Origin of the sequence: Frigoribacterium sp. PhB118 (genome assembly GCF_003751725.1) — a bacterium.
Taxonomy (GTDB): Bacteria; Actinomycetota; Actinomycetes; order Actinomycetales; family Microbacteriaceae; genus Frigoribacterium.
The window spans coordinates 229413-255989 of sequence record NZ_RKID01000004.1; the positions used below are offsets into that span (position 1 = coordinate 229413).

The 26577-nt window shown below is 72.4% G+C and carries 22 protein-coding genes; 5 read left to right on the forward strand and 17 right to left on the reverse strand.

Annotated features, from left to right (window positions below):
- Positions 1–2: 2 nt before the first annotated feature.
- Entirely contained in the window at positions 3–1256 is a 1254-nt protein-coding gene (locus EDF21_RS12825) for a ThiF family adenylyltransferase (RefSeq protein WP_233568494.1), read from the reverse strand.
- Positions 1257–1287: 31 nt separating this feature from the next.
- Between EDF21_RS12825 and EDF21_RS12830 the strand changes: the two genes are divergently transcribed.
- Complete coding sequence (locus EDF21_RS12830) at positions 1288–2955, forward strand: hypothetical protein (RefSeq protein WP_123571619.1); 1668 nt, start codon at positions 1288–1290, stop codon at positions 2953–2955.
- Between the two features lie 75 nt (positions 2956–3030).
- On the opposite strand, the gene EDF21_RS12835 is transcribed toward EDF21_RS12830, so the two are convergent.
- The 7 genes from EDF21_RS12835 to rsmI all read right to left on the reverse strand — a co-directional run bounded on the left by EDF21_RS12835 (position 3031) and on the right by rsmI (position 10055).
- Positions 3031–3969 (reverse strand): 4-(cytidine 5'-diphospho)-2-C-methyl-D-erythritol kinase, encoded by a 939-nt coding sequence (locus EDF21_RS12835; protein WP_123571620.1) that lies wholly within the window; start codon positions 3967–3969, stop codon positions 3031–3033.
- Between the two features lie 13 nt (positions 3970–3982).
- Positions 3983–4597, reverse strand: a complete 615-nt coding sequence (locus tag EDF21_RS12840; protein ID WP_123571621.1) for a hypothetical protein — start codon at positions 4595–4597, stop codon at positions 3983–3985.
- Between the two features lie 3 nt (positions 4598–4600).
- Positions 4601–5503, reverse strand: a complete 903-nt coding sequence (gene rsmA, locus EDF21_RS12845) for a 16S rRNA (adenine(1518)-N(6)/adenine(1519)-N(6))-dimethyltransferase RsmA (protein WP_056048901.1) — start codon at positions 5501–5503, stop codon at positions 4601–4603.
- Complete coding sequence (locus EDF21_RS12850; RefSeq protein ID WP_082460596.1) at positions 5503–6480, reverse strand: TatD family hydrolase; 978 nt, start codon at positions 6478–6480, stop codon at positions 5503–5505. Before EDF21_RS12850 ends, rsmA begins: the two co-directional genes overlap by 1 nt.
- On the reverse strand, positions 6477–8045 hold the full coding sequence (metG, locus tag EDF21_RS12855; RefSeq protein WP_056049295.1) for a methionine--tRNA ligase: 1569 nt from the start codon (positions 8043–8045) through the stop codon (positions 6477–6479). Before metG ends, EDF21_RS12850 begins: the two co-directional genes overlap by 4 nt.
- Positions 8046–8141: 96 nt before the next feature.
- Positions 8142–9134 (reverse strand): NADP-dependent oxidoreductase, encoded by a 993-nt coding sequence (locus tag EDF21_RS12860; RefSeq protein ID WP_123571622.1) that lies wholly within the window; start codon positions 9132–9134, stop codon positions 8142–8144.
- A gap of 93 nt (positions 9135–9227) precedes the next feature.
- Positions 9228–10055 carry a 16S rRNA (cytidine(1402)-2'-O)-methyltransferase gene (gene rsmI, locus EDF21_RS12865; protein WP_056048904.1) on the reverse strand — a complete coding sequence of 276 codons (828 nt, stop codon included), beginning with the start codon at positions 10053–10055 and terminating at the stop codon, positions 9228–9230.
- A 46-nt stretch (positions 10056–10101) separates the two neighbouring features.
- Here rsmI and EDF21_RS12870 point away from each other — a divergent pair, with 46 nt between their 5' ends.
- From EDF21_RS12870 to EDF21_RS12885, 4 genes are all read left to right on the forward strand, one after another.
- Complete coding sequence (locus EDF21_RS12870; RefSeq protein ID WP_123571623.1) at positions 10102–11841, forward strand: dolichyl-phosphate-mannose--protein mannosyltransferase; 1740 nt, start codon at positions 10102–10104, stop codon at positions 11839–11841.
- Between the two features lie 119 nt (positions 11842–11960).
- Complete coding sequence (locus tag EDF21_RS12875) at positions 11961–13253, forward strand: O-acetylhomoserine aminocarboxypropyltransferase/cysteine synthase family protein (RefSeq protein WP_123571624.1); 1293 nt, start codon at positions 11961–11963, stop codon at positions 13251–13253.
- Between the two features lie 6 nt (positions 13254–13259).
- A complete protein-coding gene (locus EDF21_RS12880; protein ID WP_056048910.1) occupies positions 13260–13826 on the forward strand; it encodes a CoA-binding protein in 567 nt (188 codons plus the stop codon).
- Positions 13827–13937: 111 nt separating this feature from the next.
- Positions 13938–14846, forward strand: a complete 909-nt coding sequence (locus EDF21_RS12885) for a sulfurtransferase (protein WP_158612922.1) — start codon at positions 13938–13940, stop codon at positions 14844–14846.
- 132 nt (positions 14847–14978) lie between these two features.
- On the opposite strand, the gene EDF21_RS12890 is transcribed toward EDF21_RS12885, so the two are convergent.
- The 9 genes from EDF21_RS12890 to EDF21_RS12930 form a co-directional block, all read right to left on the reverse strand.
- Positions 14979–16937: a thioredoxin domain-containing protein gene (locus EDF21_RS12890; protein ID WP_123571743.1), complete on the reverse strand. Its 1959-nt coding sequence runs from the start codon at positions 16935–16937 to the stop codon at positions 14979–14981.
- Between the two features lie 17 nt (positions 16938–16954).
- Positions 16955–18139, reverse strand: coding sequence for a bifunctional 2-methylcitrate synthase/citrate synthase (locus EDF21_RS12895; protein ID WP_056048917.1), 1185 nt, complete (start codon positions 18137–18139; stop codon positions 16955–16957).
- An 85-nt stretch (positions 18140–18224) separates the two neighbouring features.
- Entirely contained in the window at positions 18225–19142 is a 918-nt protein-coding gene (locus EDF21_RS12900) for a DMT family transporter (protein WP_123571626.1), read from the reverse strand.
- Positions 19143–19167: 25 nt separating this feature from the next.
- On the reverse strand, positions 19168–20277 hold the full coding sequence (locus tag EDF21_RS12905; protein WP_123571627.1) for a cell wall-binding repeat-containing protein: 1110 nt from the start codon (positions 20275–20277) through the stop codon (positions 19168–19170).
- Positions 20278–20416: 139 nt separating this feature from the next.
- Positions 20417–22024 (reverse strand): long-chain fatty acid--CoA ligase, encoded by a 1608-nt coding sequence (locus EDF21_RS12910; protein ID WP_123571628.1) that lies wholly within the window; start codon positions 22022–22024, stop codon positions 20417–20419.
- 125 nt (positions 22025–22149) lie between these two features.
- Positions 22150–23076: a carbohydrate ABC transporter permease gene (locus EDF21_RS12915; RefSeq protein WP_233568495.1), complete on the reverse strand. Its 927-nt coding sequence runs from the start codon at positions 23074–23076 to the stop codon at positions 22150–22152.
- Positions 23077–23089: 13 nt separating this feature from the next.
- A complete protein-coding gene (locus tag EDF21_RS12920) occupies positions 23090–24001 on the reverse strand; it encodes a carbohydrate ABC transporter permease (protein WP_233568496.1) in 912 nt (303 codons plus the stop codon).
- Positions 24001–25293 (reverse strand): sugar ABC transporter substrate-binding protein, encoded by a 1293-nt coding sequence (locus tag EDF21_RS12925; RefSeq protein ID WP_123571629.1) that lies wholly within the window; start codon positions 25291–25293, stop codon positions 24001–24003. The genes EDF21_RS12920 and EDF21_RS12925 overlap by 1 nt, the downstream gene beginning before the upstream one ends.
- A 112-nt stretch (positions 25294–25405) precedes the next feature.
- Positions 25406–26425 (reverse strand): phosphotransferase enzyme family protein, encoded by a 1020-nt coding sequence (locus tag EDF21_RS12930; RefSeq protein WP_123571630.1) that lies wholly within the window; start codon positions 26423–26425, stop codon positions 25406–25408.
- Between the last annotated feature and the right edge of the window lie 152 nt (positions 26426–26577).

Consider the following 26577-nt stretch of genomic DNA (forward strand, 5'->3'; position numbering starts at 1 on the left):
GCCTACGGCCGCGTGGGTGCCCCCTGCGCGAGCTGCCACCCGAGCATGCCGCCGTGCAGCACCGACACGTCGAAGCCCTCGCCCGCCAGCAGGTCGGCCGCGGCGCGGGCCCGCGGCCCTCGGGCGCAGTAGACGACCACCCGCTGCGCCGGATCGAGCTCGGGCCGCTGGCGGGTGCGCGTGCCGTACCCGGGAGCCTGTACGTCACCGGAGATGTGGGCGAAGTCGTGCTCGTCGACCTCGCGCACGTCGAGCAGCGTGAAGTCGGCGTCGCCCGTCGCTCGCGCCCCGAGCAGGGTCGTCAACTCGGCCGCGTCGACGTCGGGGCCGACGCGGCGACCACGGGCCGCGGGCCCGTCGGCGGTGGTCGCCTGGCCTTCGGGCACCGAGGACGAGGAGGCGCGGCGCGCGTCGTTCACCGTCGCCCGGGCCTCGGCCCGGTGCGGGGCGCGGGCCAACCGGCTCTCCCGCCAGGTGCCGCCCAGGGCGTCGACGGTCACGACCCGGCCGAGCAGCGGATCGCCGAGACCGGTCAGCAGCTTGACGACCTCTCCGGCCATGCTCGCGCCCACCGTCCCGCACAGCGGCCCCAGCACGCCGACGTCGGCGCAGGACTCGTCCCAGCCCGAGGCGGGCGGGGCAGGGTGCAGGTCGCGGTAGTCGACCGCCCGGCCGTCCGGGGCGTCGTCCCAGAAGACGCTGAACTGTCCGTCCCAGCGGTTGACGCTGCCCCAGACGACCGGCAGACCGCGCTCGGCCGCGGCGTCGGCCACCAGGTAGCAGGTGTCGAAGGAGTCGCTGCCGTCCACCACGAGGTCGTAGTCGTCGAGCAGGTCGGCGGTGCGGTCGCTCAGTCGGACGGGGTGGGCGACGACGATCACGTCCGGGTTGGCGGCACGCACCCAGTCGGCGGCGGCGCGGGCCTTCGGGAAGCCCAGCTGGTCGGGGCGGAAGAGCACCTGCCGTTGTAGGTTCGACAGATCGACGGCGTCGTCGTCGACGATTCCCAGGGTTCCCACACCCGAGGCTGCGAGATATTGGATGACCGGCGCGCCCAGCCCGCCGGCCCCGACCACCAGCACCCTCGACGCCGCCAGGCGCCCCTGGGAGCCCAGACCGAACCCCGGCAGGCGCACGCTTCGCGAGTAGCGTTCGCCCTCGACGGGGTCGCCGCCGTGTCCACCGTCGCGCACGCCGGCACCGTGCACGCCACCGTCGTGCACGGCCGCCCCGCGCGCGTCACCCCCGTGTCGCACGCGAGATCCTCCGAGAGGGGGAAGAGACGACATGACGAACCTCCTGCATCCGGCCGACGGTCGATCGACCGCGCCCACTGTATCCACGACGCCCGGGACCGGCCGCAGCACGGCCCTCACGCGCCTCCGGCACTGGCGTCATCTCGACGCCGTGCTCGTCGGCCTGCTCGCCGCCGTGCTGTCGGGCGCCTTCCTCTGGGTGCCGTCCGTCTGGTACGACGAGGCCGCGACGGTCATCTCGGCGACCCGCAGCTGGGGCCAGCTCTGGCAGATGGTCCAGACCGTCGACCTGGTGCACGCCACGTACTACGCGTTCATGCACCTGTGGTTCGACGTCTTCCCGTACTCGCCGATCTCGCTCCGGGTGCCCAGCACGATCGTCACGGGGCTCGCCGCCGCGTTCACGGTCGTGCTCGCCCGCACCCTGGCCGACCGCCGGACGGCCGTCGTGGCGGGCCTGCTGTTCTGCCTGATCCCCCGCGTGACCTGGATGGGCGGCGAGGGCCGTTCGTACGCCTTCTCGGCGATGTTCGCCGTCGCCCTGACCCTCGTCCTCGTCACCGCCTCGCGCCGGACCGCGCAGGTCGGCGAGACCCGCACCCGGGCCTCGGCCGTCCGCTGGTGGGTCGCCTACGCCGTGCTCGCCGTCGTCTCGGTTCTCTTCTTCCTGTACGTCGCCTTCGTCGTGGTGGGGCACGGCGTCACCATGCTGGTGCAGTGGCGACGCGAGCGCCGGCTCCGCGCCTCCTCGGGGTCGGTGGCGACGTCGCAGGACGCCGTGGCGTCGACCCCGCTCGTCGGCGCACCGCACGGAGCACGCGGTTCGTTCCTCGGCTGGTTCGCCGGTGCGGCCGTCGCCGGACTCGCGAGCCTGCCCGTCGTGTACTTCACGTCCGAGCAGAGCGGCCAGGTCGGCTGGCTCGACCGGCCGAGCTTCGCGACGATCGACCAGGTGCTGACGACGCAGTGGTTCTACCAGAACGACCGTTTCGCCGTCTTCGGCTGGATGCTGGTGCTCGCCAGCCTGGTCGTCGTGGTCGCCGGTCTCGTGCCCCGTGCCCGGGGACTGGCCGAGGTCGTCCTGCCCTGGATGATCGTGCCCACCGTCGGCCTCGTGGGCGTCTCGCTCGTGACCGAGCCGCTCTACTCGCCCCGCTACCTGACCTTCGGCACCCCGGCCGTCGCGATCATGATGGCCGTCGCCGTGGCCGCCATCCCCTGGCGGCGGGTGATCGCCCTCGTCCTGCTGGTCGCCGTGGTGCTCACCGCCCCGACCTACGAACGTCAGCGTCAGCCCGAGGCGAAGGACTCGGCCGCGTGGAACCAGGTGGCCGACCTCGTGAGCGAGCAACGGGCGCTCGAACCGGCCGGGACGGCCGAGGGCGTCGTCTTCGGCCCCGTGCGTCGACACCCGAAGGCCACGTCGCGCATCATCGAGAACACGTACCCCGCGGCGTTCGAAGGGATGTCGGACTTCACGCTCGAGACCCCCGCGGCCGAGACCGGCGGGCTGTGGGAGGTCCAGCACCCGCTCGAGGACGTCATCGACCGCACCGACGACCTCGACGTCGTCTGGCTGATCACGAGCGACAAGCAGGACTGGAGGCCCCGGGTCACCGCGGACCTCGCCGCCAAGGGCTTCCACGTCGCCGACGAGTGGCACCTCACCCGCACGAACGTGCTCAAGTACGAGCGCTGAGCCCGCGAGACCCCGGGGCGTCGCCGAGCCCCCCTGCGCGCGCGGGGGGGCTCGGCGACGCCCTGGGGCCCGGGCCTAGTCGGTGACGACGCGGGCGCCGTGGACCGGGCCCGTGGCGCGGACGACCGTGAGGCGGGCGGCGCTCAGCGCGATCTGCAGCTCGAGAGCGCCGTCGAGGTCGGGTGCGAGGAACGCCACCGTCGGGCCGGAGCCCGACACGATGCCCGCGAGGGCCCCGTTGCCCTCACCGAGCTCGAGGACGTCGGCCAGGCCCGGCTGGAGGTGCAGGGCGGGCGCCTGGAGGTCGTTGTGCATGGCGTCCGCGAGCATGCCCGGGTCGCCCGCCCGGAGTGCCTGCAGGACGCCGGCGTCGACGACGGGGTGCCGCACCGAGCGGATCTCGCCCTGGTGCCGCAGACGGTGCGCGTCGAGTTCGTCGTAGACGCGCGGCGTCGAGAGGCCGACGTCGGCCACGGCCAGGACCCACTGGAACTGCCCCTTCGCCAGGGCCGGGCTGAGCTCGTCGCCGCGACCGGTACCGATCGCGGTGCCCCCGGCGAAGGCGAACGGGACGTCGGCACCGAGTCGGGCCGAGAGCCGCAGGAGTTCGTCACGACCGACGCCGGTTCCCCAGAGCGTGTCGCACGCGAGCAGCGTCGCGGCGGCGTCGGCCGATCCGCCCCCCATGCCGCCGGCCACGGGCACCGCCTTGTCGACGGTCAGGGCGACGCCGCCCGTGTAGCCGGTCGTCTCGGCCAGCAGGCGGGCGGCCTTGATCGCCAGGTTGGCCCCGTCGGTCGGCACGCCCGACACGTCGATGGACGGGCCACCCGTGACGCTGACCGTGAAGTCGTCGGCGCGACGCGCGCGCACGTCCTCGTAGAGGGAGACGGCCTGGTAGGCGGTCGCGAGGTCGTGGTAACCGTCGTCCTGCAGGTCGCCGACGGCGAGGAAGACGTTGATCTTGCCCGGCGCACGCGTGTGGACCACGGTCGGGGCGGCCACGGACGTCATGCGTCCAACCTAGTCAGTTCTGGCGATCACTCATGACGCCGAACGCCCGCGTCAACCCCTCTTTCACGGGCTGCACCCGTTCGGGCAGGCGCAGGCTGCCCTGCGTCAACGACACCGAGCACTTCGGACCGGCGGTCGACACCACCTGGAGGCGCAGCGTGTCCCCGTGCGCGAGGGTCCAGTCGGCGGTCGGACGCGTCGCGGACCGGGCGACGACCTCGGGCGGACCGCCGGCGTACCGGGCGAACCGGTCGACGGCGAGGTCGAACAGTTCGAGCGGTGCACCCCTCAGGCTGCGGCCGACGGTGACCGCGTAGCTGCCGTCGGACTGACGCCCCGGCGGCTCGACGCCGCGTTCTTGTTCGTAGCGCACCGTGATCCCTTCGGCCCACCACGGCACGACCTCGAACTCGTCGACCAGGAGGCGCGAGATCTGCTCGTGGGACAGTCGCGCCGCCCCCGCGGCGTCGAGCCGTGCGAACCACTCGGCCGCACCGCGTCCGGTGCCCGACCCGAGCCGGGCGTCACTGAGCCGCTGCTCACCGTGCCCGCGCTCGTCACCGCCACCGTCCCTGCCCCTGGCCCTGCCGGACGGCGCGCCGTCGGGGCCGTTCTTGCGTCGGGGCACGGCTCAGCCGGCCTCGCCCTCGTCGGCGTGCAGCACGGCGGCGACGGACGCCCCGGCGAGGGCGTCGACGTCGCTGACCCGGGCCACGGCGAGGAAGTCGTCGACGGTGAGCTGCTCTCCCCGCTGGGTCGGGGCGAGTCCGGCACGCTCGAGGGCCTCGGAGGCGGCGGCGGACGACCCGTAGAGGGAGGACAGCGACTGGCGCAGCATCTTGCGTCGCTGCTGGAACGCGGCATCGACGAGGGCGAAGGTCGCCCGACGCTCGAGCTCGCTGCCGCGGGCCGGCTTGCGGTCGAACGCGACGAGGATGCTGTCGACGTTCGGCACGGGCCAGAACACCTGGCGGCTGACCTGGCCCGCGGCCCGGAACTCGCCGTACCACGCCGCCTTGATGCTCGGGCCGCCGTAGACCTTCGAGCCGGGCTCGGCGGCCAGGCGCAGACCGACCTCGGACTGCACCATGACGAGCCCGTGCTCGAGCCCGCCGAAGTGCTCGAGGAAGTGCAGGAGCACCGGCACGCTGACGTTGTACGGCAGGTTCGCCACGAGGTGGGTGGGTTCGTCGGGCAGGGTCGTCACGCGCAGGGCGTCGTCGACGACGACGGTGAGGTCGGCCGCCGGCTGCAGCTGCGCGACGGTCTTCGGCAGCTGTTCGGCGAGGCGCTTGTCGATCTCGACGGCCACGACCTTGGCACCCGCCTCGAGCAGGCCGAGGGTCAGGGAGCCGAGCCCGGGGCCGATCTCGACGACGGTCATGCCCGCCGAGACACCCGACGCGGCGACGATGCGACGCACGGTGTTGGCGTCGTGGACGAAGTTCTGCCCGAGCTTCTTGGTCGGCTGCACGCCGAGGAGGTCGGCGAGGTCACGGATCTCGGCGGGGCCGAGCAGGGTGGCGCGCGACATCAGCCCTCGACCGTCACGGGCTCGCTGTCCCAGCTGCCGTAGACCAGTTCGGTCGTCGACGAGATCTGGGCCGCGAGCATGGACACGTCGGTGCCGATCGTCTCGGCCATCGACCGCAGCGTGAAGGGGATCAGGTACGGCGCGTTGGGGCGACCGCGGTAGGGCACCGGCGTCAGGTAGGGCGCGTCGGTCTCGACCATGATCAGGTTGCGCGGCAACTGCACGAGGGCGTCGCGCAGGGGCTGGGCGTTCTTGAACGTCACCGTGCCGGCGAAGGACGCGTACCAGCCGTTCTCGGCGAGGATGCTCGCCAGCTCGGGCCCGCCGCTGAAGCAGTGGAAGACGGTGCGTTCGGGAGCGCCCACCTCGAGCAGCAGGTCGACCACGTCGTCGTGGGCGTCGCGGTCGTGGATCTGCAGGGCCAGGCCGTGGCGCTTGGCGATCTCGATGTGGCCGCGGAACGCCTCGAGCTGGGCCGCCCGACCGTCGTCGCCGGTGCGGAAGAAGTCGAGCCCGGTCTCGCCGACGGCGCGCACGCGCGGCCTCGCGGCGAGCCCGTCCAGTTCGGACAGCGCCTCGTCGAGGGTGCCCGCGGCCGCGAGGGCCGGGGCCTCGTTCGGGTGGATGGCGACGGCGGCGAGCACCCGGGGCTCGCGGCTGGCGATCTCGGCCGACCAGCGGGACGTCTCGAGGTCGGTGCCGACCTGCACCACGCCGCGCACGCCCACGGACGAGGCCCGGTCGAGGTGCTCGCGGTAGTCGAGGGGGCCGTCGCCGTCGTCTCCGACGCCGTCGGCGATCTCGAGGTGCGTGTGGTTGTCGTAGACCGGCACGACGAGGGGCTGGGGAGGCGCGGGGTAGGTCAGGTCGCGCTTCTGGCCGTCCGCGCCCGACGAGCGGTGGCGGACGTGCGTCGCCGGGACTCCGTCGGCCGGCCCGGAGGTCGCGCCGCCGCCACCGGACGTGTCGTCGCTCATGCCGCGGGCTCGGGCTGTTCGATGCGCGGGAAGAGACCGGCGGCGAGCGGCTGGACGTCGGGAGCGCTCGACCACTCGGCCGCACGATCGACGGGCTGGCTGGTCAGCTCGCCCTGCCCGATCGACTGCCACAGGGTGCGCGTGGCCGTCGGGATGAACGGCGACAGCAGCACGGTGAGGGTGCCGAGACCCCGCAGCGCGGTGGCGAGGACCGTCGCCAGGCGCTCGCGCTGCGACTCGTCCTTCGCGATGGCCCAGGGCTCTTGCTCGGTGATGTACCCGTTCAGCTGGTCGACCAGTTGCCAGATGGACGCGAGCGCCTCGTTGATGGCGAACCGGTCGATCGCCGCGTCGGCCTCGGCCGTGACCCGCAGTTCGGTCTCGCGGACGGCCAGGTCGGCCTCGGTGAGGTCGCCGGCGACGGGCACGGTGCCGTCGAAGTAGCGGGTGATCATGGCCACGACGCGCGAGGCCAGGTTGCCGAACCCGTTGGCCAACTCGGCCTGGTAGCGGGCCGCGATGTCTTCCCAGCTGAAGTTGCCGTCCTGACCGAAGGTGATGGCGCGCATGAAGTAGTACCGGAACGCGTCGGCACCGAAGACGTCGGTGATCTGCTGAGGGGCGATGCCCGTGAGCTTCGACTTCGACATCTTCTCGCCGCCGACCAGCAGCCAGCCGTGGCCGAAGACGTTCTTGGGGACGGGCAGCCCGGCCGCCATGAGCATCGCGGGCCAGATGACGGCGTGGAACCTCACGATGTCCTTGCCGACGAGCTGCACGGCCGGCCAGCGACGCCGGAACTCGTCGTCGTCGACGCCGTAGCCGATGGCCGTGACGTAGTTGAGCAGGGCGTCGAACCACACGTAGACGACGTGCTTCTCGTCCCAGGGCACCTTGACGCCCCAGTCGAAGCTCTGCCGCGAGATCGACAGGTCGCGCAGACCCTGCTTGACGAACGAGACGACCTCGTTGCGCACCGAGTCGGGCTGCACGAAGTCGGGCTGGGCCTCGTAGAGGTCGAGCAGTCGCTGCTCGAAGTCGCTCATGCGGAAGAAGTAGTTGCTCTCTTGCAGCACCTCGACCGGGATGCTGTGGATCGCGCAGACCTGCTCGCCCTCGTAGGCGCCGGTGCCGGGCACCAGGTCGCTCGGCTGCTTGTACTCTTCGCAGCCGACGCAGTAGAAGCCCTCGAACTCGCCCTGGTAGATGAAGCCGTCGTCGTAGAGCTTCTGCAGGAACTTCTGCACGCCGGCCTCGTGGCGGGCGTCGGTCGTGCGGATGAAGTCGTCGTTGGCGATGTCGACGGTCTCGAGCAGGGGCTTCCAGGACTCGGTGACGAGCTTGTCGGCCCACTCCTGCGGGGTCACGCCGTGGCTCGTGGCCGTGCGCAGGATCTTCTGACCGTGCTCGTCGGTGCCGGTCAGCAGCCAGGCGTCGTCACCCCGCTGACGGTGCCACCGGGCGAGCACGTCGGCTGCGACCTCGGTGTAGGCGTGACCGATGTGCGGCACGTCGTTGACGTAGAAGATGGGCGTTGCGATGAAGAAGGAGTCGCCGGCGGGCATGGGGACCATCTTAGGTGGGGGCACCGTCGTGATGACGCGACCCGCGCCTCCTGCGTCCGCCGCCGGGGACGAGGAGGCGCGGGTCGCGTCGACCGGTCAGGTCGCGTCGTGCTCCTCGGTGCGGTCGTCGGAACCCGCCCGCTCGCCGGCGTGCTCGCCCGGGTACTCGACGACGTCCATGCCGAGCACGTACTTGCCCCGGGCGTGGCCGTCCTCGAGGTCGCGGTAGGCGTCCTTGACGTCGTCGAGGGGGAAGATCCCGTCGATCGGCACCATGATCTTGTTGGTCGAGATCAGCTCGAGCAGCTCGGACAGCACGGCCTGCGACGTCGCCTGGGCGCTGCCCTCGGCCTTGACGCCGTGCTGCTCGACGGCCGCGAAGTCGATGAGCGTGTCGATGCGCTGCGGCGCGACGCCGAGCTCGAGGGCGTACCCGACGTTGCCCTGGCCGAAGCAGTCCACGAACGCGTCCACGCCCTGGGGGGCGGCCTCACGGATGCGGTCGACGACGCCGTCGCCGTACTCCACGGGCGTGACGCCGAGCTGCCGCAGGAAGTCGTGGTTGCGCTCGCTCGCGGTGCCGATCACGGTGAGCCCGCCGAGGACGGCGAGCTGCGACACCATCACGCCGACGCCGCCGGCCGCGGCCGAGACGACGAGCGTGTCGCCCTCGGTGGCCTGCACGGCACGCAGCGCGGCGTAGGCGGTGGGTCCGGTCACGCTGATGCTGCCCGCGACCTCCCACGGCACGTTCTCGGGCTTCGCCACGAGTTCGTCGTGGTCGACGACGACGAATTCGGCGTGAGACGACCGGTTGGCCCACCCGACGACCTCGTCACCGACGGACCACTCGTCGACCCCCGCGCCGACCTCGTCGACCACGCCGGCGAAGTCGGTCCCTTGGCCCGACGGGAACGCCGCGGGGAACGCGTCGTGCATCAGTCCGGCGCGGATCGCCGCCTCACCGGGGTTCAGGCCCGCCGCCTTGACGGCGACCACGACCTGGCCGGCACCCGCCTCGGGCTTCGCCACCTGTTCGACCTTCAGCTCGTCGATGTCGCCGTACTGCTCGAAACGGACCGCCTTCATGTCGTACCTCCTGCTCGTGGTGGGCCGCGCCTCCTCCGGGCACGCGCCTCCTCCGAGCTTGCACCCGCCGGGCTGGGCGGGGTACGCCACGCCCTACGCGCGGGGCGGGCGGGCGGCGAGGGCGGCCTGGTAGAGGTCGCGGCGCGACAGACCCGTGGCGGCGGCCACGTCGGCGGTGGCCTCTTTGAGGCGGGTGCCGTCGGCGACCAGGGCCTGCACCTGCGCGAGCCCGGCGGCCAGGTCGACGACGCGTTCGGGGGCGCCCTCGACCACGATGCAGATCTCGCCCCGGACGCCCTCGGCCGCCCACTCGGCGAGCTCGGCCGCGCTGCCGCGGCGAACCTCTTCGTGCAGCTTCGTCAGCTCACGGCAGACGACCACGCGGCGCGTGGCCCCGAGAGCGGTGACCAGGTCGCCGAGGGAGTCGGCCAGGCGGTGGGGCGACTCGAAGAACACCATGGTGCGGCGTTCGTCGGCGAGCGCCCCCAGCACGCGCAGACGGTCGCCCTGCTTGCGCGGCAGGAAGCCTTCGAAGCTGAAGCGGTCGGTGGGCAGTCCCGACACGGCGAGCGCGGTGAGCACCGCGGACGGGCCGGGGATCGCCGTGACGGTGACGCCCGCGGCCGCGGCGGCCTCGACGAGCGGGAACCCGGGGTCGCTGATGGCGGGCATGCCGGCGTCGGTGAGCACGACCACGTCGGAGGCGCGGGCCAGCTCGACGATCTCGCCCGCCTTCTCGCGCTCGTTGTGCTCGTGCAGGGCGATGAGGCGGGGGCGGTTCTCGACGCCCAGGGCGCGCATCAGGTGGATCGCCGTGCGCGTGTCCTCCGCGGCGACGACCTCGGCGTTCGACAGCGTCTCGATCAGGCGACGGCTGGCGTCGCCGAGGTTTCCGATGGGGGTGGCGGCGAGCACGATCACCCGCCCATTGTCCCCCGGTCCCGGACCGCCCACTTACGATGGCCCGATGACGACCGGGCCCGAGCGCGAATTCGACGCGCTCGTCGAGGCCGGCACCGCGCCTCCTGCCCGTCCGACGGCGGGCGAGCCGGGCCTCGCGTCGGCCGACCCGCTCACCGACCGGGTGACCGTCCCGCCCGTCGGCACCCCGGTCGACGACGCGACCGCGGCCCACGCCCGCGAGGCTCCCCCGACCCGGCTCGACGCCTGGTGGGGGCGCGTGCTGCGCACCCCGGTCAGGAGGCGCGTCTGGGCTTGGGCGGGCCCGCTCGCGGTCACGCTGCTGGCCGCGGTGCTGCGCCTGTGGCACCTGAACTCCCCCGCGACCCTCGTGTTCGACGAGACGTACTACGTCAAGGACGCCTGGTCGTTGTTCAACCTCGGCTACGAGGGGTCGTGGCCGGCCGACTACGACCCGACCTTCGCCGCGGGCGGGGTCGGCGGGTTCCTCGCGGCACCATCGTTCGTGGCGCACCCGCCCCTCGGCAAGTGGCTGATCGGACTCGGCATGGCGGCGGTCGGTCCCGAGAACCCGGCGAGCTGGCGCATCAGCACGGCCGTCGTGGGCATCCTCGCGGTCGCCCTGGTCGCCGTCATCGGGTCGTTGCTGCTGCGATCGACGCTGCTCGGCACGCTGGCGGGGTTCTTCCTGGCGATCGACGGGCACGCGATCGTCATGTCCCGGGTGGCCCTGCTCGACAACTTCGTCATGTTCTTCGGCCTGCTGGCCTTCGGGGCGGTGCTGCTCGACCGACGGCAGAGCGCCCGCCGGCTCGAGGCCTGGCGGGCGAGGAGGCGCGGTGCCTGTCGCGACATCGCCTGGGGCCCCGCCCTGTGGGCGCGTCCCTGGCTGGTGACGGCCGGCCTCCTGTGCGGGCTGGCGACGGCCGTGAAGTGGAACGGCCTGTACTTCCTGGCGTTCTTCGCGGTCTACACGGTGGTCGTCGACATGGTGGCGCGCCGCCGGGCCGGCGTGGAGTTCTGGCTGTCGGGCACCCTGTTCAGGCAGGCACCGGTGAGCTTCCTGCTGACCGTGCCCGTCGCCGTGGTGGCGTACCTGGCGAGCTGGACCGGCTGGTTCGCGACGTCGGGCGGCTACTACCGCAGCTGGGTCGAGGACGGCGGCACGCGGTGGACGGGAGCCCTGGCGTGGGTGCCCGACGTGGTGCAGAACTTCTGGCACTACCAGGCGGGCGTCTACGGGTTCAACGTCGGCCTGCACACCCCGCACGCCTACCAGGCGAACCCGCTCACCTGGCTGCTGATGCTGCGACCGACGAGCATGTACTACCAGGGGTTCGACGAGGGCCAGGGCGGCTGCGACGTGGCCCGGTGCGGCGAGGCGATCACCTCGGTCGCGAACCCGCTGATCTGGTACGCGGCGGTCGCGGCCTGCCTCTACCTCGTCTACCGCGTCGCGCGGTACCGCGAGTGGCGGTACGGGGCGATCCTCGTCGGCGTCGCGGCGGCCTACCTGCCGTGGCTGGCGTTCACCGACCGGACGGTGTTCCAGTTCTACACGATCGCCTTCGAGCCCTACCTCGTGCTCGGCCTGGCCGCAGTGTTCGGCATCGTCCTCGGCCGACGCACCGACGACCGGTCCCGTCGGCTGAGCGGCATCGGCGTCACGGCGATCGTCGTCGTGGTCGCCGTCGCCGTGTCCGTCTTCTTCTACCCCCTGTGGACGGCGCAACTGGAGGACTGGGAGTTCATCCGGCTGCACTACTGGATCCCCAGCTGGAAGTAGGCGTCGGAGCCGCCGTCGGCCGACCGACGGCTCCTCCCCCGCAGGAGGCGCGGGTCGGCCGTGTTCCGCCGTGTGACGTCCCGGGTCCCCGCGTGACGACCAGCGGCTAGCGTGGGGGCATGGCAGATCGTGAGTACGGCTTCCGCACGCGGGCGATCCACGCGGGCAACATCCCCGACGCGGCGACGGGGGCACGGGCGCTGCCCATCTACCAGACCAGCGCCTTCGTGTTCGACGACACCGACGACGCCGCGGCGCGGTTCGCCCTGCAGAAGTACGGCAACATCTACAGCCGCCTCGCCAACCCGACCACCGCCTCCTTCGAGGAGCGCGTCGCCAGCCTCGAGGGCGGCCTCGGCGCCGTCGCGACGGCGAGCGGCCTCAGCGCCCAGTTCGTCACGTTCGCCTCGCTGACCGGCGCGGGCGACCACATCGTCGCGAGCGCGAACCTCTACGGCGGGTCGATCACGCAGCTCGACGTCACCCTGCGTCGCTTCGGCGTCGAGACGACCTTCGTGCAGTCCTCCGACCCGGCGGACTACGCCGCCGCCATCCGTCCCGAGACGAAGCTGGTCTTCGTCGAGACGGTCGCGAACCCGTCCGGCGAGGTCGCCGACCTCGAGGGGCTGGCCGACGTGGCCCACTCGCACGGCCTGCCCCTGATCGTCGACTCGACCATCGCCACGCCCTACCTCAACCGGCCGATCGAGTGGGGTGCCGACGTCGTCGTGCACTCGGCCACGAAGTTCCTCGGCGGGCACGGCACCACGCTCGGCGGCGTCGTCGTCGAGTCCGGCCGCTTCGACTGGGACAGCGAGCGGTTCCCGCTCTTCGACCAGCCCGTGCCGAGCTACGGCGGCCTCAACTGGTCCGGCAACTTCGGCGAGTACGCCTTCCTCACCCGGTTGCGCGCCGAGCAGCTGCGCGACATCGGCCCGGCCCTCGCTCCCCACTCGGCCTTCCTGCTCGCCCAGGGGGTCGAGACCCTGCCGTTCCGCATGCAGGCCCACGTCGACAACGCCCGCCAGGTCGCCGAGTGGCTCGACGCCGACCCGCGCATCGAGCGCGTTCGCTGGGCCGGCCTGTCCGGGCACCCGCACCACGAGCGCGCGGCGAAGTACCTGCCGAAGGGTCCCGGCTCGGTCTTCACGTTCGAGCTGAAGGGCGGCCGTCCGGCCGGCAAGACCTTCATCGAGTCGGTCGAGCTCGCCAGCCACCTCGCCAACATCGGCGACGCGAAGACGCTCGTCATCCACCCGGGCTCGACCACCCACGCCCAGCTCAGCGAACAGCAGCTCGTCGACGCGGGGGTGCTGCCCGGCTCGGTGCGCATCAGCGTCGGCATCGAAGACCCCGACGACATCATCCACGACCTCGACCAGGCGCTGGCCGCGGCGACGAAAGGCGAGTGACCCGACGTGACCGACACCGTCACCACGCAGCTGACCAACGGGCTGACCTGCGAGTTGCCCGCGTCGTCGCCCCTCGCCAAGCTGCTCAAGTCGCAGCGGACGTGGGTCGGACCCACGGCCCGTGAGCGCCAGGCCATCCTGCGCTCGGCGAAGAGCGTCGCCGTCGTCGGTGCCTCGCCCAACCCGAGCCGGTCGAGCTCGTTCGTGGGGACCTACCTGCAGCAGTCGACCGACCTGCGCGTCTACTTCGTCAACCCCCGCGCCGACACCATCCTGGGCCAGAAGGCCTACCCCGATCTGGCCTCGCTGCCCGAGGTGCCCGACGTCGTCGACGTGTTCCGCAAGGCCTCCGACATCCGCTCGGTCGTCGACGACGTGCTCGCGATCGGCGCGAAGACGATCTGGGTACAGCTCGGCATCTACGACGAGGAGGCCGCCCGGTACGGCGAAGAACAGGGCCTCACCGTCGTCATGGACCGCTGCATGAAGGTCGAGCACGCCCGGTTCAACGGCGGGCTCAACCTGATGGGCTTCGACACCGGCGTCATCACCGCGAAGAAGGCCGGTCGCTGACACGACCGTCGGGGCGGGTCGCGGTTTCCCCGTTCGTCGCGGCGCACACGTTGTGACGCTTCATTGCGGACTCAGGGTCCGATGTCACCGGTCGGCGTTACCGTGGCCCGCATGGCACCCGTCCTCACCTCACCCGTCGTCTCGACACAGTGGTTGGCCGACCACCTCGGCGCCGACGACCTGACGATCGTCGACGCGACGGTGCTCGTCGACCTCGACCTCGACATCGATCCGGGTCGCGGCGTCGATCCGGGTCGCGGCGATGGCCCGGCGGCCCTCACCACGGGCCGCGACGGGTTCGAGCGAGACGGTCACGTCCCCGGGGCGGTCCTCGCCGACCTGCTCGTCGACTTCAGCGACCCCGGCTCCGACCTGCCCTTCACCCGGCCCGGGGTCGACCGTTTCCAGGCCGCGGCGGCCGCGCTGGGCGTCTCGAACGACAGCACGGTCGTCGTGTACGACACGGTCGACGGCCGCTGGGCGTCCCGCCTGTGGTGGCTGTTCCGCGCCTACGGGCACGACGCCGTGGCGGTGCTCGACGGCGGGTGGTCGCAGTGGCTCGCGCAGGGCAAGCCGTACGACCTCGGCGACGTCCTGCCGACGCCCGCCCCGTTCGTCGCGACCGAACGTCCCGACCACTGGGTCGACAAGGCCTTCGTCGAGTCCGTGGTGGCGGGCGACGAGAGGGCGGCGCTCGTCTCCGGTTCGCCCCGCGACGAGTTCGACGGCATGTCGAGCCCGCTCACCCGCGCCGGGCACATCCCCGGCAGCGTCAACGTGCCGGCCGAGACGCTCCTCGCCGACGACGGCACGCTCGCCCGCGACCCGGTCCTCCGCGACCGCCTCGCCGTCGTGCCCGACGAACCGCGCACGGTCGTCTACTGCGCCTCGGGGGTGTCGGCCAGCGTCGACGCCCTCGCCTTCGCCGTCCTCGGCCGCTCGGACGTCGCGGTGTACGACGGTTCGCTCGCCGAGTGGGTCGCCGACCCGACCGCACCGCTCGTGCGCGCCGCCGCCTGACGCCCCCGCCCGGCGCCCCGCACGGTTCACCCGCCGGGCGCCCCCGCCTGGCACCCCTACCCGGCGCTTCGCCGGGCGGGTGCCCCTACCCGGTGCGTCGCCGGAGCCTGGGAGATCGACGCGGTCGTGTCGTCACCCCTCGAGCAGCAGTCCGTCGAGGTCGTCCACGGTCGTGACCGGCAGTCGGCAGACGAAGTCGCGGCAGAGGTACGCGGTGGGGACGCGCCCGGGGGCCGAGCGACCCGCGAACAACTCGAAGCCCACGTGCTCGAAGGCGACCAGCGCCTCCTCGTCCAGCACGGCGACGACGCTGCCCGGGCGGACGACGCGGCGTGCCCGGCGGGCGAGGCCGTCGTCGGCGCGGTCCACCGGGGACGGCTCGATTACGACCAGCTGCGTCAGCGGGGCCTCGAGCTCGACGAGCAGCCCGAAGGCCGCGCCGTACGCGAGGGGGTTGTCGAGGGCCAAACCGGCCACCTCGGCGACCAGCCGTCCGGCCACCGACCGGTAGCGCGCCTCCCCGGTGAGCTGGTGGAGGGTGAGCGCGGCCGCCGCGACCGCACTGCGTCCCGACGGGTAGGCACCCTCGCTCGGGTCGCTCGACAGGGCCACGCCCTGCGAGACCAGCACGGGGTCGCCACCCGACGGGGCCGCCACGACCCGCGGGTCGGCGTCGTCGAGCAGGCAGGCGTCGACGAACGACCGCGCGGCGACGGCGTACCGGGCCTCGCCCGTCGCGAGCGAGAGGGCCAGCAGGCCGGACGCGAACAGGCCGTGGTCCTCGAGGGTCGCCACGGCGTCCGACACGGTCGACCCGACGGAGGCGCGCAGGAGACGACCGTCGTCGGTCACGTGACGCGAGAGCAGCAGGTCGGCCGCGCCGCGGGCAGTGTCCACCCAGTCGGGGCGACCGTGCCGTGACCCCGCCTCGGCGAGCGCCGCGATCGCGAGGCCGTTCCAGCCGGTGAGCACCTTGTCGTCGACGGGCGGCGGGTCGAGGGCCGCGCGGCCCGCAGCGTCCCTCCGGTAGTAGCCGCCCTCGTCACGGACGCCGTCGATCGTGCTCTCGCTGTCCTGCGCCGAGCCGAAGGCCCCGTCGGCCGTGCGCAGTCGGGAACTCAGGAAATCGGCGACCCCGGCGGCGACCCGGGCCGGATCCGAGCCGATCTCCTGAGTTGCCGACGTCGGCGCGGGGCCCGGGGCCGGGGCCGGGTCGAGCACCGAGAGCCGCGAGTAGGCCAGCAGCAGCTGGGCGTTGTCGTAGAGCATGCGCTCGTAGTGGGGTTCTGACCAGTCGCGTCGGACCGCGTACCGGAAGAACCCGCCCTCGACCGGGTCGCGCATCGGCGACGCGGCCATGCGGGCGAGCGTCCGCGACACGAGTTCGAGCGCGCCGTCGTCCCCTCCCGCGCCGAGGGCGAGCAGCGCCAGCTGGGCCGGCGCCGTCGGGAACTTCGGTGCCCCGCCGAAGCCGCCGTGCTCGCGGTCCTCGTGGGCGACGAGCCGGGCGACGGCGTGGGCGAGCTCGGGCCGTCCCGGCAGGGCGACCCCGGCACCGGGACCAGGAGGCGCGGTGCCGGTGACCGACGCGGGCCCCGCAGCCAGCGCCTCCTGCACCGCCGACGCGGTCGCGTCGACCTCGGACCGCCTGGTGGTCCAGGCGTCGGTGACCGCGTCGAGCACCTGTCGGAACGACGGCCGACCCTGCACGGGCACCGGGGGGAAGTACGTGCCGGCGTAGAACGGCCGACCCTCGGGCGTGACGAAGACGGTCAGCGGCCAGCCGAGCCCCTCGGTGAAGGCCGAGGCGGCGGCCAGGTAGCTGGAGTCGACGTCGGGGTGCTCCTCGCGGTCGACCTTGACCGAGACGAAGCCCGCCGAGAGCTGGGCGGCGACCTCGGGGTCGGAGAAGCTCTCGCGCGCCATCACGTGGCACCAGTGGCAGGTCGAGTAGCCGATCGACACCATCACGGGCACGTCCCGCTCGACGGCCTCGACGAACGGCCCCGTCCCCCAGGCACGCCACTCGACGGGGTTGTCGGCGTGCGACCTGAGGTAGGGGCTGACGGCGTCTCGCAGCTGGTTCGGCATGCGGGCCACGGTAGGCGTCAGCGCGCGGGGACGTCCCTCAGGGGTGCGCCGTCGTACTCGCTCAAGGGGCGGATGAGGGAGTTGGCCTCGCGCTGCTCGATGACGTGGGCGCTCCAGCCGAGGACGCGCGACGCGACGAACAGCGGCGTGAAGACCGGCGTCTCGAACCCCATCAGGTGGTACGCCAGCCCGGACGGGTAGTCGACGTTGGGCTTCAGGCCCTTGCGCTCGAACACCGTCGCGGCGACGACGTCGTAGGTCTCCTTGAGCCCGTCGACCCGGTCGTCGCCCCGCTCGCGGGCCCGGTCGACCAGACGGCCGAGGGCGTCCTCCATGGTGGGAACCCGGCTGTCGCCGTTCTTGTAGACCCGGTGCCCGAATCCCATGATCTTCTCCTTGCGCGCGAACGCCTCGTCGAGCCAGGCCACGGCCCCGTCGGCGGGTCCGACCCGGTCGAGCAGCTCGAGCGCGGCCTCGTTGGCGCCGCCGTGCAGCGGGCCCTTGAGCGCCCCGATCGCGCCGACGATCGACGAGTGCAGGTCGGACAGCGTCGAGGCGACGACCCGGGCCGTGAAGGTGGAGGCGTTGAACGAGTGCTCGGCGTAGAGCGTCATCGAGGTGTCGAACGCGTCCACGTCGAGCGGGTCGGGCTCGCGGTCGAACACCTGGTGCAGGAAGTCGGCGCTGTAGCCGAGGTCGTCCCGCGGCGGAACCGGCGGCAGGTCGTGGCGGCGCCGCTGGTCGTAGGCGATCACGGCGGGCAGCACGGCGAAGAGGTGCGTGGCGAGTCGACGCGTGTCGGCGACGTCGTAGGCGCCCGCACCCGTCGTGGGTTCGGGCCGGGCGGCGCCGATGGCGCTCACCGCGGTGCGGACGACGTCCATGGGGTGCGCCGAGGTGGGGATCAGGTCGATGAGGTGCTGCAGCCCGGGGGCCAGCGTGCGGTGCGAGCGCAGCTCGGCGTCGAAGTCGCGTCGCTCGTCGACGGTCGGCAGGTCGCCGTGCAGCAGCAGCCAGGCGACGTCCTCGACGTCCCGCTCGGCGGCGAGCTGCTGCACCGGGTAGCCGCGGTAGAGCAGCGAGTTGCTGGCCGCGTCGACCTTCGAGACCGCCGTCCGGTCGACCGTGACGCCGGCCAGGCCCTTGTGGATCTCGGGACCGTCGGAGGCGGCCGGGGCGGGTGCGGTGATGGTGTCGCTCATGTCACTCCTTCGTGATGAGGCGGGCCCGCCGGAGCGGGCCGGTCGTGTCGGGACGGGGCCGCGACACGATCGTCGAGGCTCCACTCTAGGTGGCGAGCGCCTCGGGACGGGAGGGGCGGACGGGTCTCGTCAGCACGATCGAGACGACACCCGCCAGCACGAGGGCGAGGCCGATCCAGCCCGGCGGCTCGAGCCGCTCGCCCACCACGAGCACCGCCAGCAGGGTCGCGACGAACGGTTCGAGCAACGTCACGGTCGTCGCCCGAGAACTCGACACCGTGCGCAGGCCGTGGCCGAAGAGGAGGTAGGCGACGAACATCGGCCCGATCGCGAGGTAGGCCGTCGCCCCCACGGAGGCGCCCGACTGCAGCAACGGAGCCCCGGTCGCCAGCAACACCGGCAGCAGGAGCACCGCACCGAGGCCGAACTGGGCCGACACGGCCCCGCGCGACGGGTGGCTCTCGGCCATGAGCCGAGCCGCGGTGTAGGTGTACGTCGCATAGGCGAGACCCGCGAAGACGCCCAGGGCGATGCCGAGCGGGGCCGACCCGGGGGACGCCGCCGTGCCCGCCTGACCGTGCTGCCCGGTCGCCGCGAGCACTCCGACGCCCACGACGGCCAGTGCCGCACTCGCCACCCAGCGGGGCTCGAGGGGACGCCGCCGGCCGGGCGGGTCGAGCAGGCGTTCGAGCAGCGCCGCGAAGACGGGCGCCGTCCCGAGCGAGACCACGTTGCCCACGGCGACGCCGGCGAGCGACATGGACGAGTAGAACGCCAGCGGGTAGACCACGACGCCCAGGGCCCCCGGCACGAGCCAGCGCCACGCCGCCGGGCCACCCCGGAGGACCGCTCGCGTGAGCCGGGGGGCCGTGAGCGCCAGCAGCAGACCGCCGACGCACATCGTCGCGGCGCCCGTGGCGAGCGGGCCGACGTCGCCGGGAAGAGAAGACGCCACCGTGCCCGTCGTGCCCCAGAGGAGCGCGGCGAGCACGATGGCGATCATCGTGCGAGGGTACCGACGGCGCGGGTCAGGTGCGCGGCGGGCCCGGGCAGTAGTTCAACGCGGCCGCGTTCTCGGAGACGGCCGCCGTGCCACCGATCGTGACGACCTTCTCGGACTCGAGGCCCGCGATGAGGTCCTCGGCGTAGTAGTTCGTGCAGCCGGGCGGGGTGAGGAGCACGGGCGACTTCTCGGCGCCGGCGACCGCGGCGATGGCGAGGGCGTCCGGGAAGTTCTGACCGGAGGCGAGGTACGCGGTGCCCGAGTCGTCGGTACGGGGGGTGTCGCCCTTCGCGTCGCTGAAGGCGAAGAACGAGACGAAGGCCGAGGTCTCGTAGCGGTCCTCGCCAGCCAGCAGCGCGACGTCGCCCGGGAACTGCGCGTCGAGATCCGCGAAGATCCCGTCGGAGACCGCCAGCGATCCGCCGACGACCGCCACCGTCTGGACGTTGAGGTCGTCGAGCAGGGTCGACGTGGCCTGGTCGAGATGTTCCGCAGAACCCGGAACGAGCACCACGGCGTCCGGCGCACCGGTCGAGTCGGTGCTGCCGGCGCCGGCCGCGGCGCTGGCGCTGATGGCGTCGGGGAAGTTCAGGCCCGTCGTGACGAAGGCGCGGTAGACGCCGGTCTCGGCGAAGAACGCGTCGACGACGGCCCGCGAGGTCGCGTAACGGTCGGCGCCCTGGACGCGATCGACCGTCGCCCCGGTGATCTTGCCGATCTGGGTGGCGACGGCGGGCGACACGGCGTTGACGCCACCGATGACGACGACGTTCCGCGGCTTGAGGGCGACGAGGCGGTCGGCCACCGACGACGGGAGGGCGTTCGGAGCCGTCAGCAGGAGCGGCGCCTCGATCAGCGCGGCGGCCGGAGCGGCGCTCAGCGCGTCGGGGAACTGCAGGCCGTTCGCGATGATGACCGTGCCGGCACCGTCGGGGTAGGCCCGGCCGGCGATGTCGGCGGCCGTCGCGAAACGGTCGGCGCCCTGGTAGCGGTCGAGGGCGGGGGCCGCCGCCGCGGAGGCGTCGGACCCGGTGAAGGAACCGGTGGCGGGTTCGGCGGTCGCCGCGGTGACGCCTGCCAGGCTCAGGGCGACGAGGCCGCCCACGGCGGCGGTGACGCCGAGGACTCGGGACATGGAAGGGTTCACGGGGGTCCTGTCAGATCGGGCTGAGGTTCTGCTGTGAGGCTAGAAGCCCGATCGTCCGCCCGGCAGCCCCCGTCCGGGCAGCCCCCGTCCTGGTGATCCCCGTCCGGGGGGTGCCCTCGTGACCCGGTCAGCGGGGCGCCGCGGCTCCCTCGCCGACCCCGGTGACGGCGGCCGAGAACCGGTCCACGAGTTCGCGCTTGAGCACCTTGCCGCTGGGGCCGAGCGGCAAGGCGTCGAGGACGTGGACCACGCGGGGGTACTTGTAGGCCGCGATCTCGTCGGCGACGAAGGCGACCAACTCGTCGGGGGTCGCCGTGGCCCCGTCACGGAGGACGACGGCCGCCTCGATCTCTTGCCCGTGGAGTTCGTGCGCCACGCCGAAGACGGCCGCCATCGTGACGTCGGGGTGCTGCGCGAGGACCTCTTCGACCTGCCGCGGGTACACGTTGTAGCCGTTGCGGATGATCATGTCCTTCGTGCGGTCGACGATCGTCAGGTAGCCGTCGTCGTCCTTCGTGCCGAGGTCGCCCGTGCGGAACCAGCCGTCGACGATCGCCTTCGCGGTGTCCTCGGGCCGGTCGAGGTAGCCGTTCATGAGGTTGTGCCCCCGGATGACGAGTTCACCGATCTCGCCGTGCGGCAGCAGCACGATCGAGTCCTCGACGTGCTGGTCGGCGATCTCGACGTCGACGCCCCAGATCGGCGTGCCGATGGTGCCGGGCCGCGGTGGCACCCCGACGTGGTTGAAGGTGGCGACGGGCGAGGTCTCGGTCAGCCCGTAGCCCTCGTGGATCGGGGCGTCGTACACCTGCTGGAACTTCTCGAGCACGGCGAGCGGCAGCGACGCCCCACCCGAGACGGCGTAGCGCAGCGGTGGGCGCGCCTCGCTGCGGGTGGCCGCGGCGATGAGGGCCATGTACATCGTGGGCACGCCCATGAACACCTCGCAGCCGTGCTCGACCATCGCGGCGAGCGCGGCGTCGCCGTCGAACTTCGGCAGCATGACGATCGTCGCGCCGACCCGGAACCCGGTGTTCATCGTGCAGGTCTGTCCGAAGGTGTGGAAGAGCGGCAGGGCCCCGAGCAGCACGTCGCCGCGATGCATGTCGAACGTCGTCATCAGGTTGGTGTTGACCTGCTCGATCAGGGCGAGGTGAGACCCCTCGGCCCCCTTGGGCTGGCCCGTGGTGCCGCTCGTGTAGAGGATCGTGGCGGTGTCGAACGGGTCGCGGGGCACGTAGGTGTCGAGGGGTGCGCTGGCCGCGGCGAGGTCCTCGAGGCGGTCGGGCCCGTCGTCCTCCTGGCCGGCAGGAGGCGCGAGCACGGTCAGGACGTCGACCCCCGCGAGCTGCGCTCCCGCGCCTCCTTCACCGAGCAGCGGTGCGGCGCAGACGAGCAGGCGGGAGCCGCTGTCGCGCAGCACGTACTCGATCTCGTGTCGCTTGAGGAGGGCGTGGACGGGCACGGCCACCGCGCCGAGCGCGAGCGTCGCGTAGTAGACGCGAGGGAAGTCCGCGACGTTCGGGACGAGCATGGCGACCCGGTCCCCGGGGCCGACGCCCCGGGCGCGGAGGGCCCCGGCGTAGGCCAGGGTCTGCTGCCAGAGTTCGGCGTAGGTGGTCGAGGTGGGCCCGACGATGACGGCGACGTCGTCGGGGTACCGGCCGGCCGACTCGGCGAGGATGGCCGCGACCGATGCGGTGGCGTGGCCTCGGGGGCTGGGTGCTGATGACATCGTGACTTCTCCGTCTCCGTTGACGTGCAGTTCGACGCGATCCTACGACGCCGTGCGGGGAAGCCGGCCCTCGTCGGGCCCTGGTCGGGCCCGGGTCGGGCCCGGGTCCGAGCCGGCGGGCCCTGCTACCGCACCCCGCTCCGGACGAAGCCCTGCACGAAGAACCTCTGGAACGCGAGGAACAACGCGACCATGGGCAGCACCGAGATGACGGCGAGCGCCATGATGCCGTTGTAGTCCGGGTTGGTCTGGCCCTTCAGGTAGAGCAGCCCGACGGGCAGCGTGTAGAGGTCCGGGTCCTTGAGGGCGATCAACGGCCAGGCGAAGTCGTTCCAGCTGCCGAGCAGGGTGAGCAACACGAGCACCGCGACCAACGGACCGCTCAGCGGCAGGACGATGAGGGTGAAGACCCTGATCGGGCCGGCACCGTCGAGGCGGGCGGCCTCGATCAGCTCCTGCGGGATGCCGAGCATGAACTGGCGCGCGAGGAACACCCCGAACGCGGTGGCGGCCGACGGGAGGATCACCGCCCAGTAGGTGCCGTAGATCTCGAGCCCGTTCACCAGCCGGAACTGAGCGACCATGATCGCCTGCACCGGGATCATCAGGGTCGCGAGGAACACGAGGAACACCGCCGTGCGCCCGACGAAGCGGAGCTGTGCGAAGGCGTACCCGGCGAGCAGGCTCACGACGACCGTCAGCACGGTGACGAAGACCCCGATGACGATCGAGTTGCCGAACCACGCGCCCACGGGGTACCGCTCGAGCACCCGGGTGAAGTTCTCGAGGGTGACGGCGCTGGGCAGGAGGCGGAGGCCGCGTCCGAAGACCTCACCCCGTGGCGAGAACGCCACGACGAGCATCCACAGCAACGGGAACGCGACGACGACGGACGCCACGACGGCGACGACGGTACGGAGGACGACGAAGCCACCACGGCGACGTGGTCGCCTGCGCGGGGCACGGACGCCGGCGACGCGATCGGCGCCGCGGACGGTGCTCCGCGGCGCGCCGGCCGCGGGGACGTCGGCGACGGACTGGGGTGTGGTCACGTTCTCTTCCTCGTCATTCGGTGAGGTCGCGGGTGCGGTTGGTGCGCCACTGCACGACGGTGAACGCCAGCGTGACGACGAGGATCACGACGCCGAGCGCGGCGCCGTAGCCCTGTTCGCGGATCTGGAAGCCGTTGCGGTAGGCGTAGGTGCCCAGCACCGACGTGGAGTAGCCGGGGCCGCCGCCGGTGAGCACGAAGACGAGGTCGAAGACCTGGAACGACGCGATCACGTTGAGCACGAGCAGGAAGAACGTCGACGGCCCGACGAGCGGCACGGTGATCGAGCGGAACCGCTGCCAGGCACCGGCGCCGTCGAGCTCGGCCGCCTCGTAGAGCTCGGGTGAGACGGACTGGAGGCCCGCCAGGTAGATGATCATGTTGAGGCCGACGCGCAGCCAGATCATCGTGACGATGACCGAGACCATCGCGAACGCGCCGTCCGACTGCCACGGCACGGCCCCGAGCCCGAGGGCGCGCAGCACCTTGTTGACGAGACCGTTCGCCTCGGTGAACAGGATCACGGCGATCATCGCGCTGGCGACGCCCGAGACGACCATCGGCAACACGAGCATCGTCCGCCAGGTCCGTCGACCGGGGAGCACCCCGTCGAGCAGGACCGCGAGCCCGAGTCCCACCGCCATCTCGACCGGCACGGTGACCACGGTGAAGAGCACCGTGTTGCCGAGCGTCTGCCAGAAGACGGGGTCGGCGACCATGCGGGCGTAGTTGGCGCCGCCGACCCACTCGGGGTCGCCGAAGCCGCGGGTCTCCTGGAACGACAGCTGCACGGCCCAGAGGATGGGGACGAGCAGGAACACCGACAGCAGCACGAGGTTCGGCCCGATGAAGGCCCAGCCGACCAGGTTCTCCCGGAGGCGGGCGGCGCGTCGTCCCGGACGGCGCGCACCCGGCATCGCCGTCATCAGTCGGTGGCCTGGCCGACGGCCTCGTCCAGGGCGCTCAGGGTGTCGTCGACCGACTGCCCCTGGGTGAAGGCCGCCTCGAGCTGGTCCTGCATCGCGACGGTGATCTCGGCCAGGTACGGCGAGGTCAACTGCTTGACGTCGCTCGGCTGGATGGTCGTGGCCTGGTCGACGAACACCGGCATCACGTCGGGTCGCACGGCGAAGTCGATGGACGAGGCGTCGATGTCGGTCCGGGTCGGCAGCTCGTTGGTCGCGGCGCAGAACTCCGTCATCGCGTCGGCCGAGGCCATGAAGTTCAGGAACTCGGTCGCGAGCTCGCCCTGGTCGGTGTCGGCCGTCGCGACGAGGGCGTTGCCGCCGAGGTCGGTCGCCCCGCGCTCGTCGACCGGCATCGGCACGGCCGTCCAGTCGAAGTCGGTCGAGGCCAGCTCGGGCACCAGGAACGAGCCCACGAACGCCATCGCCGTCGTCTGTTCGCCGAACTCGGTGTCGGCGTACGTCGTCGACTTCACGCTGCTGCTCGGCGCCACCCACCCCTGCTCGAAGAAGGACTGGGTGAAGCCGAGCGCCTCTGCCGCCTCGGGCGAGTCGATCTCACTCGTCGTCCCGTCGTCGGCGAGCAGGGCGCCACCGGCCTGGAACAACCAGCTGAGCCAGCGCGGCGTGCCACCCTGCTGCCAGTTCACCCCGAACGGGTACTGGTCGGCGGGGAGGCTCGCGCGGAGCTTCGTCGCGACCTCGCCGAACTCGTCCCACGTCCACGCGTCCGCCTGGCTCGTCGGCAGGTCGGTGACGCCGGCTGCGGCGAGCAGCTCGGTGTTGACGAGCAGCGCCGAGACGTCGGTCTGGTGCGGCACGCCGTAGGGGGCGCCCTCGTACGAGACGGCCTCGAGCATGGCGGGCTGGAAGGAGTCCTCGTCGTCGATCCGGCCCGTGAGGTCGAGCAACTGACCCTGGCTCGAGTACACGCCGAGGTTGCCGTAGTCGACCCGGAAGACGTCGGGGGCGTCGCCCGTCGAGAGCTGCGCGTCGATGTTCGAGAACATCTGGTCGTAGGGCACGACGTTGAGGTCGACCGTCGCGCCGTCGTGCTCGCTCTCGAACTGGGCGACGAGCTTCTCGAACGAGTCCTGCTCGGATTCGCTGGCCCAGGTCGTGAAGGTGAGGGTGCCGTCGGCGGCGTCGTCGGAACCGCCGGTGAAACCGCTGCAGCCGGAGAGGCCGGCGGCGAGGGCGAGGGACGCCGCAGCGGCGGCGGTGGTGCGTCGGGTCGTGCGTCGGGTCGTCATGTGGGTCTCCTGGCGTCGGTGCGGTCGTGATCGGTGCTGGGGTGCTCGATGCGGTGCGGTGCGGATCGGTGCTGTGGAGGGTGCGTTCCCGTCTCGACGAGACGGGCGACCGTCACGACGCGGTCAGGCGTGCCTCGACCAACGACACGAGGCCGTGTGGCCCGAGCAGGGCGTCGAGACCGGCTTGTACCCCGGCCCTGTCGCCGTCGTGCTGCGCAGAGTGTGCTCCCTCGAGCGCCAGGACGACCGCCGTGACGTCTTCGAGTGCGCGGACGCAGCCGAACCGGGTGATGCGGTCGTGGTCGAGCACCACGTCGTCGCCGTAGCCGGTGCGGAACGCCGCCCGGTGCTCGGGCTCGACGGGCAGCCCGGGCAGCACGCCGAGCTCGACGAGCACGAGGTCGACCTCGCGTGGGGCGACGGTGGCCTCGTCGAGGTCGATGAGCCAGGGGCGGCCCTCGGGATCGACCACGACGTTGCCGAGGTGGGGATCGCCGTGACAGGAGACCCGGGCGGTCGCGCCCCGCGCCTCCTTCAGTCGGAGCGCGGTCGTCTCGAGGAGCCGGAGACGGTCGCGGTGGGCGTGCCAGAGATCGGCCAGCCAGGGGTCGACCCCCGGGGCCCGAGCGGCGCCGACGAAGCGGGCGTCGAGGTCGCGGAGGCGCACGCGGGCCCGACGGCCCGTGCGCTTGACGCCGTGGCGCAGCGGCGCGACGGACGACGGAGGCGGTTGGTCGTGCACCCGGCGGACGACGGCGCCCAGCTCGGCCCACTGCGCGAGGTCGAGGCCGCGCGCGTCCTCGGCGGCGTCGTCGCCGAGGACCCACGGTGAGACCGACACGAGGAGCCCACCGCGCTCGACCCAGTGGTGGCCGGCGAGGGTCGGCAGCGGTGCGACGACGCCCGACCCCGGGCCGAGCACCGCGGCGAGGGCCAGCCCGAACCGGCAGTCGCGCCGGGTGGCCTTCACCGCCCACTCGTCGCCGGCCCGGTCGCGCACCTGCCAGACCGCGGCATCGGGGTCGAGCCCGCCGACGATCATCGTCTCGTCGACGGCGTGGAGGCCCCAGTCGCCGAGCGCCGGAGGGCGGCGGGACGACAGCGACGGGAGCGTCGAGGACGGGGCGGACACGCGGCCATCATCGTCCGCACCACCGACATCGGTCCGTGGGAGCCGAGCGGTACTCGTTTCCCGGACATCCCCCGGCGACCACGACGAGCGGAGGGACCCCGACGGCGAACCCCCGTCGCCCGGTCCGGCCCCGGGCGGCTTACGATGGAGGG